Annotated in this window: 17 protein-coding genes; 9 read left to right on the top strand and 8 right to left on the bottom strand. The window is 63.5% G+C overall.

Annotated elements, in window-relative coordinates; all coding sequences use genetic code 11:
• Positions 1–108 precede the first annotated feature (108 nt).
• On the top strand, positions 109–4,488 hold the full coding sequence (gene mobF, locus F5544_RS04605; RefSeq protein ID WP_238847088.1) for a MobF family relaxase: 4,380 nt from the start codon (positions 109–111) through the stop codon (positions 4,486–4,488).
• Positions 4,489–4,540: 52 nt separating this feature from the next.
• Here the strand turns inward: mobF and F5544_RS04600 are convergent, their stop codons facing one another.
• The 8 genes from F5544_RS04600 to F5544_RS04565 all read right to left on the bottom strand — a co-directional run bounded on the left by F5544_RS04600 (position 4,541) and on the right by F5544_RS04565 (position 10,223).
• Positions 4,541–4,753, bottom strand: a complete 213-nt coding sequence (locus tag F5544_RS04600) for a hypothetical protein (protein WP_167472016.1) — start codon at positions 4,751–4,753, stop codon at positions 4,541–4,543.
• 17 nt (positions 4,754–4,770) lie between these two features.
• Complete coding sequence (locus tag F5544_RS04595) at positions 4,771–6,246, bottom strand: hypothetical protein (protein ID WP_167472015.1); 1,476 nt, start codon at positions 6,244–6,246, stop codon at positions 4,771–4,773.
• A complete protein-coding gene (locus F5544_RS04590; protein WP_167472014.1) occupies positions 6,243–6,554 on the bottom strand; it encodes a WXG100 family type VII secretion target in 312 nt (103 codons plus the stop codon). Before F5544_RS04590 ends, F5544_RS04595 begins: the two co-directional genes overlap by 4 nt.
• Entirely contained in the window at positions 6,551–6,883 is a 333-nt protein-coding gene (locus tag F5544_RS04585; RefSeq protein ID WP_167472013.1) for a WXG100 family type VII secretion target, read from the bottom strand. Before F5544_RS04585 ends, F5544_RS04590 begins: the two co-directional genes overlap by 4 nt.
• Entirely contained in the window at positions 6,880–7,041 is a 162-nt protein-coding gene (locus F5544_RS04580; protein ID WP_167472012.1) for a hypothetical protein, read from the bottom strand. Before F5544_RS04580 ends, F5544_RS04585 begins: the two co-directional genes overlap by 4 nt.
• A 704-nt stretch (positions 7,042–7,745) precedes the next feature.
• A protein-coding gene (locus F5544_RS04575) for an IS3 family transposase (protein WP_238847414.1) occupies positions 7,746–8,959 on the bottom strand; the annotation gives its coding sequence in 2 pieces (ribosomal slippage) (positions 7,746–8,728 and positions 8,728–8,959; 1,215 coding nt in all).
• Between the two features lie 13 nt (positions 8,960–8,972).
• A complete protein-coding gene (locus tag F5544_RS04570; RefSeq protein WP_167472011.1) occupies positions 8,973–9,356 on the bottom strand; it encodes a DUF397 domain-containing protein in 384 nt (127 codons plus the stop codon).
• 3 nt (positions 9,357–9,359) lie between these two features.
• Positions 9,360–10,223: a helix-turn-helix domain-containing protein gene (locus F5544_RS04565; protein WP_167472010.1), complete on the bottom strand. Its 864-nt coding sequence runs from the start codon at positions 10,221–10,223 to the stop codon at positions 9,360–9,362.
• Between the two features lie 158 nt (positions 10,224–10,381).
• Between F5544_RS04565 and F5544_RS04560 the strand changes: the two genes are divergently transcribed.
• From F5544_RS04560 to F5544_RS04525, 8 genes are all read left to right on the top strand, one after another.
• A complete protein-coding gene (locus F5544_RS04560) occupies positions 10,382–10,681 on the top strand; it encodes a hypothetical protein (RefSeq protein WP_167472009.1) in 300 nt (99 codons plus the stop codon).
• The gene (locus F5544_RS04555) at positions 10,681–11,145 is read left to right on the top strand and encodes a hypothetical protein (protein ID WP_167472008.1); all 465 of its coding nucleotides are present in this window, start codon (positions 10,681–10,683) and stop codon (positions 11,143–11,145) included. Before F5544_RS04560 ends, F5544_RS04555 begins: the two co-directional genes overlap by 1 nt.
• A 4-nt stretch (positions 11,146–11,149) precedes the next feature.
• Positions 11,150–11,674 carry a DUF4254 domain-containing protein gene (locus F5544_RS04550; protein WP_167472007.1) on the top strand — a complete coding sequence of 175 codons (525 nt, stop codon included), beginning with the start codon at positions 11,150–11,152 and terminating at the stop codon, positions 11,672–11,674.
• Positions 11,671–12,108, top strand: a complete 438-nt coding sequence (locus tag F5544_RS04545; RefSeq protein WP_167472006.1) for a hypothetical protein — start codon at positions 11,671–11,673, stop codon at positions 12,106–12,108. Before F5544_RS04550 ends, F5544_RS04545 begins: the two co-directional genes overlap by 4 nt.
• Positions 12,109–12,153: 45 nt before the next feature.
• On the top strand, positions 12,154–13,518 hold the full coding sequence (locus F5544_RS04540; RefSeq protein ID WP_167472005.1) for a nucleoside hydrolase: 1,365 nt from the start codon (positions 12,154–12,156) through the stop codon (positions 13,516–13,518).
• Positions 13,515–14,324, top strand: coding sequence for an SAM-dependent methyltransferase (locus F5544_RS04535; RefSeq protein ID WP_167472004.1), 810 nt, complete (start codon positions 13,515–13,517; stop codon positions 14,322–14,324). Before F5544_RS04540 ends, F5544_RS04535 begins: the two co-directional genes overlap by 4 nt.
• Positions 14,325–14,335: 11 nt before the next feature.
• On the top strand, positions 14,336–14,782 hold the full coding sequence (locus F5544_RS04530; protein WP_167478983.1) for a DUF4254 domain-containing protein: 447 nt from the start codon (positions 14,336–14,338) through the stop codon (positions 14,780–14,782).
• A 162-nt stretch (positions 14,783–14,944) separates the two neighbouring features.
• Positions 14,945–15,508, top strand: coding sequence for a DUF3558 domain-containing protein (locus tag F5544_RS04525; protein ID WP_167472003.1), 564 nt, complete (start codon positions 14,945–14,947; stop codon positions 15,506–15,508).

Genomic DNA, 15,508 nt, shown 5'->3' with positions numbered 1-15,508 from the left:
CGAAACACATATGACTAATTGCCATCACATGCCATAACCAACGCCAAATACGCTTTTCCACACCTCTTGCATACAGGATCACGAACCAATAACGGCGGTATAATCGAGATGGTGACCGCGACGCTTCACAAGCTTTCCGCTGGCGACGGGTACAGCTATTACATCCGCCAAATAGCCGCCTACGACGCTTCCAGTCGCGGGCGGTCGGCGCTGGCGGATTACTACACTGCGAAGGGTGAATCGCCGGGGACGTGGTGTGGTTCCGGGCTGATCGCCTTCGACGACATCGCTGTCGGGGACCGCGTGTCGGAGGAGCAGATGAAGGCCCTCTACGGCGAGGGGCGCCACCCGAACGCGACGGTGATCGAGGCAGAAGTTCGTCGCGCCGAGATCGCAAGGGGCGCAAAGGCAAAAGACGCCGCGCGGGCGGCGCTGGCGGCGACTCGGCTCGGTAATCCGTTCAGGATCTATTCCGGAGCTGGCGAGTACCGCCAACGCTGCGCGGAAGCGTTCGCCGCTGCGAATCATGCCCGCGGGCTTCCTGGCAACGCGGCGTTGCCGGAGGACGAGCGCGCCGAGATCCGCACCCAGGTGGCGCGAAAAATGTTCCAGGAAGAGCTTTCTCGTCCCCCGCTCAACGACCGCGAGTTGTCGGGCTGGGTGGCGCGGCATTCGCGCAACAAGACCACCGCGGTGGCCGGTTTCGATGTGACCTTCTCGCCGCCCAAGAGCGTGTCCGCGCTCTGGGCTATCGCACCATGTCCTGTCGCGGCGCGGATCCGGTCCGCGCACGATGCCGCCGTCGCCGACGCCCTTTCCTATCTTGAACGGCACCACACCTATACGCGGGTCGGCCGCAACGGATATCGGCAACTGGATGTCGAGGGCCTGATCGGGACGGCGTTCGTCCACCGGGACAGCCGTGCCGGTGACCCTGATTTGCACACGCACCTCGTGCTGGCGAACAAGGTCCGGACGCTGGCCGGTAGTTGGTATGCACTCGACGGCCGGATGATTTACCAGGGCACCGTCACCGCCTCCGAGATCTATAACTCGAGGCTTGAGATCCATCTCGCCCGGTTGGTCGGCGTTGCGTTCGAAACCGTGCCGCACCCTGATCCATCCAAGCGGCCGACGCGCGAGATCATCGGCGTCGACCGGGAATTGTGTCGGCGATGGTCGCGGCGCCGCGCGCAAATCGAGGACCGATTGGGGCAGCTGGCGACCCAGTTCCAGCATGCCCACCATCGTGAGCCGACGCCCAAGGAGATGCTGGAGCTCGCCGAGCGGGCCACTCTGGAGACTCGCGAAGCCAAGCACGAGCTTCGCTCACTCGGCGAGCAGCGGGCGAGTTGGTGGGACGAAGCGGTCGAGGTTCTGGGTTCACCGAGCGCCGTTGCGGCGATGGTCAATACGGCGTGCTGTCCCCCTCAGCGGTCGTACGAAACCGTTGATTCCGAGTGGATCGCCCGCGCCGCGGACGAGGTGATCGCGATCGTCTCCGAAGAACGCGCGACCTGGCGGGAGACTCACGTCCGGTCAGAGGTTCAGCGTCTTGTTCGCGGCCGGATTCCGGACGAGCGGTGGGCGGACATCACCGATGCGGTTGTCCGCGAAGCGTTGGCGCCGAGCCGATCGATCACCCGGCGCGAACCCGACCAGTTCCCTACCCCTGCCCTGTTGCTGCGTCGCGATGGCACGAATGTCTACCACAGCGCGGGCTCGCAGCAGTACACCTCCGCCCGCATCCTGGCGGCCGAGCGCCGCCTCCTTGCCGCGGCCCATGGCGGCGCGGGGAAAGCGATCTCCCGCAGCACCGTCGACGCGGCGGTCCGCGATTTCGCGACCGCCAGTGGGAGAAGCCTCAACGCTGGGCAGGTCGCGCTCGTGCGTGAGTTCGCGACGTCCGGCGCGCAATTCGCTGTCGCGACCGCACCGGCGGGCACCGGTAAAACCACCGCGATGCAAGTCCTGACGAAGGCATGGACCGCCGAGTCCGGCACCGTTCTCGGTCTCGCACCGACCGCCGCTGCAGCGGCGATCCTCGGGGAGGAAATCGGGGCTCCCACCTACACGATCGACAAGCTGACCTACACCCTTCAGCGCCTTCTCGCCGGGGACGATCCGGTTGTCCCGCAATGGATTCACGACATCGGTCCGAACCATCTGATCGTCATCGACGAGATCGCCAAAGCCAGCACCTTGAAGCTCGACCTGGCCATCGCCTTCCTACGTAAGCGCGGCGCGACCGTCCGCGGTATCGGCGATGACCACCAGCTCGCCTCTGTCGCGGCCGGTGGCATCGTGCGCGACGTCGTCGAGACAACCAACGCCCACACCCTGACCGACGTGATGAGGTTCCACGACCGTGCGGAAGGTCCAGCAAGCCTGGCACTGCGTTCCGGCGATCCCACCGCCATCGCCCACTATCTCGACCTCGGCCGCATCCACGCGGGCACCCCCGCAGCGATCCAGGACGCCGCCTACCGCGCCTGGAACCGCGACATTGCCGACGGGAAAGATGCTGTCATGCTCGCCCCGACGCACGAGATCGTGCGCGCGCTGAACGAGCGAGCCAGGACAGACCGGATCGCCGCACTCCTTGCTAATGGCGGGCGCGCGGGGCAGGAAGTCGAACTCGCCGACGGCCTGATGGTCGGTGCGGGTGATCTGATCATCACGCGCCGCAACGACTCTCGATTGCGCATCTCAGCAACCGATTCGGTGCGCAACGGATACCGATGGCTCGTCATGTCCGTGAATCCGGACGGCAGCTTGGAGGTAACCCATCTGCGGTCGCACCGACGCGTCATCTTGCCGCCGGAATACGTCGCAGCCGATGTTGATTTGGGTTACGCCAGCACGATCAGCACAGCCCAGGGCATCACCACCGACGTGTGCCACGGCGTGCTCGCCGGTCACGAAGATCGCGCGATGCTCTATGTCATGGTCACCCGCGGTCGGCACGCCAACTACATCTACGTTCCGACAGCAACCGACGGCAGCGAGCAAAGCCCATGGACCTACCAGGCGCTGCATCCGGAGACCACCGTCGACCGGCTCACCGCGATCATCGGTCGCGACAGTGCGCAGCGTTCGGCAACGACCGTCCAGCGCGAATCCCACGACCCGATCCGCAGGCTCGGGCCCGCGGTCGATGCCTATGTCGACTCCATCGGTGCCATCGCCGAAGACGTCGTCGGCCCAGAAGTGATGGACCGAATCGATCGAGAAGCCGACAGCGTGTACACCGGACTGACCGATCAGCCGGCATGGCCGGTGCTCCGCGGACACCTTGCCAGGATCGCGCTCGAGGGCCTCGATCCCATCGCCGAGCTACGACAGGCCGCCGCCGAGCGCGAACTGGAAACCGCTGACGACGTTGCCGCAGTACTCGATTGGCGGCTCGATGCCAGCGGTAAACACTCCGCAGGTGTCGGCCCGGTACCGTGGTTGCCCGCGGTACCGCAAGCTCTGCTCCATCACCCCGACTACGGCCCCTACCTGCGCACGCGTACCGCTCTGGTCACCGACCTTGCCGAGCAGGTCGAAAAACGCGCTCGCAGCTTCAGCTTCGCCAGCGCACCGGCATGGGCATGGGCCTTCGTCGGCACCTATCCGGAGCTGCTCGGCAGGCTAACGGTCTGGCGTGCAGCGCTTCAGATCGATGACGCCGATCGGCGTCCGACCGGACGACCCCGCCGCTACCCAAATGCCGAACGCCTCTACCAAGACCAACTCAACCGCTCGGTGGCGGAGGCGATCGGCAGCGATGCCGAACGCTTGAACAACCGATGGGCGGCAACACTCGTCAGCAGTGACGGAGAAGCGATTCTTGCCGACCCCTTCTGGCCAATCCTCGCCGAACAGCTCGACCGCGCCTCCAACATGGACCCAGACATCGGCTCGGTCGTGATCGGCACGATCCACGCCCAGCCGCTGCCCGACGAACTGCCAGCCGCCGCGTTGTACTGGCGGCTGGTCAGGGAACTCAACGCCCGTGCAACCGTCGCTCAACATGGCCAACCAGCTCCGCCCAAAGCAGCTGAATCACAACACGAAACGAACCGGCAATTCAGGATCTCGACCAAGCGCGGCCAGCGCAGCAACGCTGCCCCGCACGCCGCTTTCCGCATCGCCCCGGTGCAAACGCTCACCGACGACGAGCTGGACGATCTAATCAATCGCCTCCATCAGCGACTCGCCATCATCGACCAAATGGCATCCGTCGACGAGCCACCCATACCGTCGGACGCGGCCTGCTCGCACCCGGCGACCGCAGTCGCATCGGGTGCCGATGCCTCATGGTTCCGACATCAGTTGGCAACTGCCTGCGACGAACGTCGACACCGCAAAATGGCTGCGCCCGCACAATCCTCGCGCGAAACGAACAGCCATCAGGGATTCACTGCGATGGACGCGCATCTGCACGGCACACTGTCACCATCGGCGGGAACGGTTCGGAGCGATCACGAACTCGATATCTGATGCCCCACATCGGACCGCGTCGGACCGGGCACCGGTTGGTCCCTTTGTCTCGTTATTGCTCAGGTGTCTCGGGTGGTGTCCAGCCCTCGAATTCGGTGCCGACCAAATCGTCATGGAACCGCTCTGGCAGATCAGCGTACCGGATCTGAGGTTCACGCGCCTCGAATTCGGCGAACGCCGCCTCGGCCTTGGCCAGGATTTCGGGGTCTAGAGGCTCGTTGTCGTCGTAGTCGAAGATGCCGCCGCCGATCCTCTCACGAACCATTTCCCTCTCGCTTTCTCTCATTTTTCGACCATTTGGATAATGGTTCGTCCGGTCGACCAGTCGGTGCCCACCTTGGTGACCTTGAATGGTGTATCCGTTTTGAACAGGATTTCCGGATTCGGGCCGTACGACGAAATGTCTTTACCCGTCCTGCTGAAGATGCGAAATTCGACGTTGCCGTCCCGGACACCGCCTGCGTCCTTGAACGGGGAGGTGGAGGTGAACGCTTCTTCGATGCGCGTGCCGTTCGTCTCTTGGATCCTCCGATAGGCGGCTATCTGCTCGGGCGTCAAATTCGTGATCCGAGTCACCGGACCCTCGTAGTTCGGGAGCTTGTCCAGCGCCCGGTTCAGGGTGTTGATGTATTCCTGTTGCTGTGGGGTGACGCTGCCGTTCCGCAACGGAATGTTGCTGAATTGATGGCCCGATCCGGTGTAGTCGATGATCGCGTCCGATTCCGATTTGGTGAGCGTCGCCGGTTTCGTCGCGGTCGCTTTGGCGTCTTTCTTGCCGAGTTCTTCGAGGCGTTTCAGCTCTTTTTCGTACGACTTGAGATCTTTCGTGACCTTGACGCCCTCCGATATCTTTTCTCTACCTTTCCAGAAAATAATCGTGGTGCGGATCGGTCCGGCCGCCTCGGCGGTGATTTCCAGGGCGCGGGCGGTGGCGACCGCAACGCCGATACCGAAGGTCACCGCGGAGGCGACCGCGCCGATGGCGTAGGTGATCGCCAGCTCTTTGACCAGCTGTTTGCCGAGGTCTTCGAGCATTTCCTTGAGCTTGTCGCGCAACTGGTCGAGCGCTTCCCGGAATTTCTGGCAGGCTTGCCCGATCTCGCGGGCCGCGTCCAGCGCAGCTTGGGTGCTGTCCTTGAGGGTCTGAACATCCTGGGTGACGAACGCCAGCTCCGGCGCGCTCACGCCGTCGAACTGCGCCGCGATCCGGTCCAGTTCGGCCGGGAGCCCCGCCAGCTCGGCGCCCTCGGCGATCTGACGCCAAGTATCGGCCAGATTGCTCAGTTTGGTGGCGTTGCCGTCCGGCACGATGATGCCGACCTTTTCGACTAGGCCCAGTACCTTGGCTTTGGCGTCGTCGAGCCCTTGCCCTGGGCCGCCGACCGAGGGCGGTAGCATCCGGTCGGCCGGGATCGGCGGAGCCAGGAACCCCGGCTGTGCCGGGGGTGCGCCCTTCTCGCCGCTGGTGGCGTTGTACTCGGCCAGCGCGTAGTTATAGCCCGCCTGCTGCACGACGGTGGCGTAGTTGCCCGCCGCCCGCGCCAGCGCCTTCAGCTGCGCGATCACGGTGATGCTGTGCTCGTCGTAGCTGGCGGCCCAGGTACGCGCTTCCTCGTAGGATCCGGCCGACGAATCACAGTTCGCCAGTGCACCCCAATGGGTTTCCAGGGCTTGGTAGAACGTGGTCGCTACGCGGTTGAGCGAGGTGGCCGCGTCGTAGTAGACCTGCGGATCCACCTCCAGCACGGTCGAGGTCATCGGCCGCCCCCGAACATCCGCAGATTGAGCTGGGCCACCTCGGTATATTGGGTGTGCGCGTTCGCGGCCGCAGCGCGCATGGCCTCCACACCTTCACGCACTTCGGCCGCGCCAGCAGCCCAATCCTTATGTGCCTGAGCATGTTTCGTGGCCGCAGCGCCCCTCCACTCCTGGTGCAGCGCTGCAACGCGGGAAACGATACCCGCCAGGCATTCATCCAAAAACCCGAGCAGCCCACCGATTTTCGTGGTCACCTGATCCAAGTGGTCCAGGTCGACACGATATCCCCGAGCATCCGCGCCACTCATGGCAAATCCAGACTCGACGTGCCGGCCGCAGTCGCCGAAGCCTGCGCGTGGGCACGCTGAACGTCGACCGCATTCAGGGCCTCCGCGCTGGCGCCGATCGCTTCGGCCAACTCCCGCAACGCATCGAACACCGTGGTAGCGCCGCGGTGCACTTCACGCCACCCGGCCGCGTAGGAGTCAGCGGCCTGGCCCCGCCAGGTCGACATCAACCCGGCAACCTCTCCGTCGGCCGACCGGAATCCGTCCGCGAGCGACTGCGCGGTCGCGATGATGAAATCACTCGCACTGGACGCGTTTTCCGGGACTATCGCGAACTCGGCGGAAGTCACGGGCGTGTCCCCGTAGCGGGCGGGGCCATGTCGTCGACCAGCCGCTCGAGCGCGGCCGCCCAGTTCGCGGCACGGGCTTGCCACTCTGCGCACCTGGTGGCGAACGACAGGCCGATCACCGCAACCGCACCCGTTTCGCCGGGATCTCCTGTGCTCATTGCATTTTGGGGTCCCTGCGCCGATCCGGCCGCAGGTGCCGCTGTCGTCATAGCCAACCTCCCGTCGTCCCCCCGGTTTGGTTGATTCATAATTTGGACGCCACCGAACCCGCGGCGGTTCCCCACCCGGTAGTTTCAACCGGAACCGATACACGTTCGATATCAAACGATCTCGGCACACTAAGCCGAGCAGCCGTCCGGCGCAACACCTTTCATCACCAGTAGGTGAACCGCTACCAAACGAACAGCCTGATCTATCGGGGGAATGCCCCTAGACTCCTTGCGCGCCACAGCCTTTCACTATCCGGCCGTGAACGTGCACACGCATCTGCATATGCACCAACACAACGCCGTGGCAGCGGCGGCCGACGTGATCGTGCGTCGACACCTTGCTTGCCGATCAGTCGAACCGGTGCCGGTGGCGCCAGCGCTGGCCGGTCTCAGTAGTCCAGATCCAGCATGGGGTATGAGGGCACTCGGTGGCACAGTCGATGGGGAAGCGGATCTCAAAATCGCGACGGATCCGCTCCGTCACAGCCAAATGTTCTGAGACTCCACCACGAGTTTAGGGACTCGACACGGGGACCAGAGCAGATTTCTACGCGGCAGCGAACTCGCCGTCGGTCACCCCGGCCATGAATGCATCCCACTCGTCAGCTGTGAACGTAAGCGCCGGCCTGAATCCCCCCGGTGAGTCCGGAGACTTACTGGTGTGACAGCTCAGCAGGTTGCTGGGCTGGGTTCTGAGCGTAGTAGGCGGTCTCCATCTGGGCGGGTGGCATGTCCCCGCAGTGCTGGTAGAGGCGCCGGTGGTTGAACCAGTCCACCCATTCAGCGGTGGCCAACTCGACGTGATCCACGGTGCGCCACGGTGCCCGCGGTTTGATCAACTCGGTTTTATAGAGGCCGTTGATCGTTTCGGCGAGTGCGTTGTCGAAGCTCGATCCCACCGCTCCTACGCTGGGCTGGATCCCGGCTTCGGCAAGCCGTTCGGTGAATTTCACCGACGTGTATTGCGATCCTCGATCATTATGGTGCACAACATCTTTCACGTTCCAGCCCTCGCGTTCACGAGTCCAGATGGCATGCTCGATCGCGTCGAGCACCAACGCGGCGGTCATCGACGTGGATGTGCGCCAGCCGATAACGCGCCGCGCATAGGCGTCCACGACGAATGCCACATACACCCACCCCGACCACGTCGACACATAGGTGATGTCGGCAACCCATAGCCGGTTCGGCGCCGCCGGAGCGAACTTACGCTGCACTAGATCCGCCGGCCGCTGCGCGTTCGGGTCCGGGATCGTGGTGCGTTTGACCTTGCCGCGCATCGCGCCTCGTAACCCGAGCCGGCGCATGAGCCGCTCCACCGTGCAGCGCGCCACCGGGATGTCTTCCCGGTTCAATTGCAGCCACACCTTTCTCGCGCCATACACGCCGAAATTCTCGCGGTGCACACGCCTTATCTCCACGGCCAGTTCCTCGTCACGCAGCTGCTGCTTGGTGACGGTGCGACGGCGGTGTTCGTAATAGGTCGACGGGGCGACTTTCACGCCGAGCTCTGTGAGCCCGGCGCAGATAGACTCGATGCCCCACCGCAGGCCGTCGGCATCACGGCGGCCCTGGTGTTCGGTGATGAACCGGATTATCAGCGTTGTGGCCGGTCTATCTCGGCCGCGAAGAAAGCCGACGCCGCTTTCAGAATTGCGTTGGCGCGCTTGAGTTCTGCGTTCTCACGCCGCAGCCGTTTCAGCTCCTCGGACTCCCCGGTCGTCACCCCCGAGCGAGCACCGGTATCGACCTCACTTTGACGCACCCACCCACGAACCGTCTCCGGATGACCCACACCCAACAACTCGGCGACCGCCCGCATCGCCGCCCACTCCGACCCATGCTGATCACGGATCTCACCAAACATCCGCACGGCCCGCTCACGCAGCTCGTCCGGGTACTTCCTCCTCGACACGACTCCATCCTTCCCAAGAGATGAAGTCTCCGGACTCACCGGGGTGGCTCAGCCCGCCGTTCGCGACAATGGACACCTGGCCCGATTCATGACGATCAATCGTAGGCACCTCGTCGGATACAACGGCCAAACCTGTTGCGATGCCGAGGAACCGGTCCCAAGCCCTAACGGGCACGGTGATGACCGGTTGCGCGGACGGCTCGTTGGCAGGATCCCGGAGGTATTTGCTGTCGCGGATGAGCACGGAGTCACCTTCGAACTTCACCTCGACGCAGTTGGGGCCGTCGTTGGATCTGGAGGACTTGAACCAGCCGCTCCGCGGTTCGTCGACGGTCTCGGTGGTGCGCATATTTCAGGCTATCCCATCTGCGGTCTGCTCGATCAGAGCAAGCGAATCACTCTGACTCAAAGCCGATTCAAACTGTTGTGCATAGATGATACGCAGCTCGCGAACGCGGGCCGGATCGTCGATGATTCCATGCGTAGCAACCGATTCGTGCCAGGCGAGGGTCGGCAACACCGAGCTTGCGAAGTCGATGAGGTGGAACGGCGAGCCGCTGAGGATCGGCCGCCGCGTTGCCGAGAACGGCACGATTCGCACATCGACGGAGGCGTCCTTGTTGCGCACCATCTCAACGAGGTGAGCCAGCTGCTCACGGAGCACCGCAGATCCACCGGTTTGCTGAACCAGCGCCGCTTGACTGATCACGGCGGTGAGTTGGAGCCGGTCATCTCCAATCAACCGCTTCTGCCTCCGCATTCGCGCTTCGATGTAGCGCTCAGCGTCGACTGGCCGGATCCGCGCTATGTCGGATTCCATGATTGCTCGCGCATAGTTCTCCGTCTGGAGCAGGCCCGGAATGAGCAGACCTTCGTAGCTTTGGACGGCCTGCGCGCCGTGTTCCAGTCCGAATAGACGTCGGTTCTCGTCGCTGAACAGGCCCGAATACTCGGACCACCAGCCGCGCTCCCGCGCCTCGTTCCGCAATGCGCGCAATTCCCGCTGCTCATCGGCACCGATCCCGAAGAGCTTCATCATGGCCTCGAAGTGATCGTCGGTCAGCGCTCGCCGGTCGCTCATGATCTGCCACCAGTGGTTTCGGGTGATCTTCAGCGCCTTCGCCGCCGTATCGACGTCGATACCAAGCTGCTTCCGCCACTCGTTGAGGCGAAGCGTGAGTTCCCAGCGCGCCACGGTGGGCGACGTCGGTGCCATCGAAGCCCCTTTCGTCGTCAGATCGGCGACGCCATCCTACAACTCCCGCGAAGTCTCGCATGAGTGTTGTTTTGACAAGTTGTCAGATGTACCGTCTGATGTGTTCCCAGTCACAAACCTTGACGGGGTCACCGTCATCTGATGAAGGGTTCGCGCCCATGTCCGTACACGTGAAGAACGCCGCGCTGATGACGAGCGACATCACACGGCACCAGGCTCGATGCACTGGCGATGGTGGATGGGTCGTCAGTTTCCTGCCCGGCCGAACCCTTTCGACCGACCAAGCACTTGCGGCCCTCCGTGCCGCCGAAGAATTGGCCGCGATTCAGGCATACGCCGCGCCGCTCGGACTCACCGCGCTGGAGCTGGTCGGAATGGCGGCGAACGAGCGCCCTTGGCATCCCACACCCGCTGATGGCCGAGGTTGGCATGACCGGTTGTTCCGTAGGGGGCAGTGATGTTCGAGCGCTGCCACAATCCGAACGAGGTTGCCTATGTCTACTTGGAGCGCGGGTTTCCGGTTCAGCTGACCTTCGGCAAGGTGTCGATCCTGACCAGCGACCGCCTCGGCGCGGTGGTGCTGCCGCCACGACTCGGTGCGGCGGTAAAGGAAATGCTGGCCGATGAGTGGATCGTCCCGGTCATCACCTATCAGCGCGAACGCCGGGATTGGATCGTCCTTGTCGGCCCGAACCGTGGCGGGGCGCTCAAACCACCGGCATTGAGTTCCCTTGCCCAACAAGGGATTCGAATACTCGATCAATCCGCACGGGTGTGGCTGCCGATGACGGACACGCAGATCGGGTGGTTCTGGGTTGCACCTCCGTTGAACGCCAGCGCCGTTCCGCCGCGCAATCTCGTGCTCATGGCCGCTCGGCGCGCGCTCGACGGATCGGTGCCGACTTCGTTGCAACGGTGCTGATCTCATGCCCGCCCTGTCGGTCAACTTGCCGTTCAGTCTGGATCGAACAGTGACCAGCCCGCTGGCCTGGCCCTCCGACGATGAACTGCTGGTGGCCATCGCAGGCATCCACGTCGGCGAGCATCGCCTTTGTCAGCTGGCCAATGAGCTCGGCCAGCTGCATGACCAGTTGCTGGCCTACGACCTTGCACGGCCGGACGATCCGCAGACAGAGGATGCCAGCCCCCGCGCCGAAATCGACTGGCGCAGAGACGAACTCATCTTCGAAATCGATGTTTGGGTTGCTGAGCGAGCGCCGATTCCGCATCGCAACGCTGGCCTGCATACCGAGACCATCGGAGCAGTCATCGACCGGCTTGCCCAAACGCAAACGCACGCAAGCCATTTGCTGATGACGCTCGACGCGGCCGACCCCCGTGTCCACGCTGCTTGGTCACACCTGGCCGAACTCGCCAACGGCTACACCGATCTGACCGCGGACATCCTCGCGAGGTCCAGACGGCTTCCCACCAGGAAGGACCACCGATGATCGTGACCCCATTTCCCTCGAGGGACGCAATCCTGGCCGCCTGCAGAGGTTTTCCCACCGACGATCATCCGATGCTCGATGCCGCAGGGGAGCTGGCGTTACTGCATCACCGGCGCGAGCAAACACCGCTGTGGGCGGCAGAAGAGCTCGATTGGCACCGTGCTCGGTTGATGCGCGACATAGACCTATGGGTGGTTATGGCCGCGCCGTCACCGCATCAGGATGCGCGTATCCACACTCACACGATGGGGCAGGTCATCGACCAAATCGCCCAGCTGACCAACCTGACCTACATCGCGCTGGCCGCCGCGCCAGGCAGCCTATTCGAGGACTACTCCGTCCAGCTCGACGAAGCCGGACACGCCTATCAGGACCTCGCCGACGAACTCGCCCACGGCACCCGCCGCCTACCCGCGCTGTTTCCACTCGCCTGACGCAGGCTCGGCAATCGGATACCACCCATTTCGATAGGAGTTCCCGTGCACGGGTTACTACCGATCGCGATCACCCTCATAGTCATCGCCGCACTCGCCTCTCTCGCGCGGATGCTCCTGCACACTCGCAACGATCACCACGGCTGGATCCGACCGCAAGGACGCCACAGGAAAGCGAATGCGCCTGCGCAGCAGAATTTTTGGCCACGGTTATGGATTCACGACGCGCCCGAGACGCCGTTCACTGTGGATGAAGCGCACCGGCAAAAGGCAGTGTCACCGCGAATGCTCCACCGAGCAATGCCCACGGAAATCCGCAGCCTTCAACACCTTAATCGCCACCGGTCACGCCAGACCCGACTCATCCCGCCGACGCCGCGAATAAGCCGAACACGCGAAGGTCTATCTCGCACCGAAATTCCTTTATTCGGTGAGGAATTAAAGCCAACCGATTGTTGGAAAGAGGCTTCGATGCCGATGTCTACCGATACGCCCATACAACATGTTGATGACACCACCAACCTGACGGCGGGCAGTAGTGATCGACACCGCCGCCTCGACGACATGCGGCATCCGATCGTATTTCTAGACACCGATATCGGCTACGACGCCGACGATATCGTTGCCCTGGTGGTTGCGGCCCGCCGGGTTGAGAACCTGGTGGTGATCACTGCGGACGAAACCAACTGCCGCCGTGCGAAACTCGCACGTACGGTGCTGGATGCCCTGGACCGCAACGACGTTCCGGTCTACGCGGGAATCGAACTTGGTGGTGACCGGTTTCTCCTCGACGACCACATCACCGGCGTCCCAGACCAATCCGCCGCGTTTGTCACCGCGACCACCCGGATCGTCTCCGCGACAACAGGTCCGATCCGCTGGATCGGGCTGGGCCCGCTGACCAACCTTGCCCATCTCCTGTCGGTCGTCCCAGACCTGGCCGACCGGCTGGCCGTCACCCAGATGGGCGGCTGGCTCGATCACTACCGTCACCCCGATCGCGCCTCGCACAACTTTCACACCGATCCCCGCTCGGCGGGTCTGGCGCTGCGACTGCTGAACCGTCCGCGACTGGTGTTGTCGGACCACACCGCACACCCTGCTCTCCACGTCACGGCCGACGACGACCTCTACCGACGACTCGCCACCACCAACGCACCGTCATGGGCGAGGTTGGTGACAGCGAACTTCGACGCCTGGTTCACCCGACGCGGCGGTTCCTGGATGCACGACCCACTGACCGTCAGTGCGGCACTCGGGCTGCCGTTCACCGACTTTCACCTCGAACGGGTGCAGATCGAACGCGACGCGCGCCTGCGCCGCGATCCGGCCGGACACGAACTCGTGGTCTCCACGGCCGTCGACTACGCCGGATTCTGGAACTGGCTGCTCCACGTGGTGGCCCCATGAACGCTGCCGCAGGGCACGACCATGGGCGGGTTCCTGCTGGTGCGGATCCTTCTAAACCGAATGCGGCCCGGATCTACAACTACATGCTCGGCGGCAAGGACAACTACGTGGTCGACCAGCTCGTCGCCCACCGCATGCTCGCCGTCGCACCCGACACCAGGACGATGGCCTGGTTCAGCCGCCAATTCCTGTTGAAGGCAGTGCAATTGGCCGCCGAGAACAGTATCAGGCAGTTCGTCGACATCGGCACCGGCATCCCGATCCATCCCACCGTTTACGAGGTCGCACAGAAGGTCCAACCCTCCGCGGTCGTGGCCTGCATCGACTACGACCCCGTCGTCTACGCGCACTGCAATGCGGCGACCTGGGGGCGATCCGGCGTCACGGCGTTGCTCGCCGACGTACGCCATCCCGACGACGTCGTCGAACAATGCCGGACCGCAGCCAGGATCGACTGGTCGCAACCAGTCGCGATGCTGCTCGTCGGTGTCCTGCACTACGTGATGGACCACGAGCAACCAGCCGCGATCATGACCCGGTTCCGCCGCGTGATGGCCCCCGGTAGTTATCTCGTGTTCACCCACGCCTGGTGCGAATCCGCTCAGGCCCTCGTCGACCAAACCACGACCGATACCCTTGGTAGCAGCGCTCAAATCCGATACCGCACCACCACCGAGGTAGCGCAACTCGTCGCCGATTTCGCGCTCCTCGACCCTGGTGTAGCGCCCGTCCAGGACTGGCTCGGCCCCGACCTGCCCATCACCCGCCTCGCGATCCTGGGCGGCATCGGCCGCTGCCCAGCTTGATCGGCACGGCGATGGCGAACGATCCGTTCCCGCCGAAAAACCAACTCCTACAAGCATGTAGGGGTGAGGCTTCTGGGGATCACCCAGTCCTGGGTTGGGCCGCTGAGCTGGCCGACCTGCACACTCGGCGGCTGACCACAGACCGAGTCACCTTGACAGACCGCGAGGCTGTAGACGAAATCGATTCGCGGCGTTCAGCTTTGGTGCGTGAGATCGACCGTTGGATTGCCGCCCGGATACCGCCAGCTCCGTACGCCGCCGCCGTTCACACCGAAACCGTCGGCCCGATCATTGACCGCCTCGCCGAGCTCACCTCGCGAGCCTTCATCGCCCTCACCAGCACCTCTAGCTGGGAGCTCGGCAACGTATGGGAGGAACTTGCCGAGTTGGCTGTGGGCTATGAAGACCTGGCCACTGAAATCTGCGCAGGCCGGCGCCGCTTGCCTGGAGGCCCGTGACGCCCTCCCATAGATCAACAGCGGAGACGTCGGCGGCAGATACTTCCAGTCCGTAAGATTGCAGACACTAATGCGCTAGTTGATAGGGTTCGTGCAGGTAGCGGGGGGTGATCGAGCCCATCGCACCGCAGGCGAATGCGGGTAGTAGCAGTAAGGGGACTGATGACAGGCAGGGCGGGAACGCTATGCGCCGTTGTGCTGGTACTCGCCGGGCTGACCGGCTGCGGAACGTCAACCAAGGGGGCACCGACTACCGCAGCTCCGTCGAGCGCAGCATCGGCTGCAACAAGCTCGGCCAACCCGGATGCAGCGCTGTGGAATCCTTGCGATCTGCCGGACTCGGCGATATCGGCGGTCGGCCTGAATCCCAGCACTAAAACCAAAGACATTGCTGACACCCATTTCGACGGATGGAAGATATGCAGCTGGCGGTCGTCCGCGCGTTGGTACACGCTCGGAATCCTGTCCGGAACACCAAGTCTCGATGATGTTCAACGCCGCACAGACTACGAGGAATTCAAGCCGCGCACGGTCGGTACACATCGTGCGATCGAATTTCTCGACGTGGGCGACAGAGACCGCCTCAACTGCGGCCTCGCAGTTGAGATTCCGCATGGCTCGGCGCTCTTCCGTGTGCTGACCCGATACGAGATCGGCAAAAAGGGCGACCCCTGCGCCGAGTTGAGCCGCAGCGTCGACGACCTGGCGAAGTATCTACCAAGTTGA

The organism is Nocardia arthritidis, assembly GCF_011801145.1.
Classification (GTDB): domain Bacteria; phylum Actinomycetota; class Actinomycetes; order Mycobacteriales; family Mycobacteriaceae; genus Nocardia; species Nocardia arthritidis_A.
This window is presented reverse-complemented; position numbering and strand designations above follow the sequence as displayed.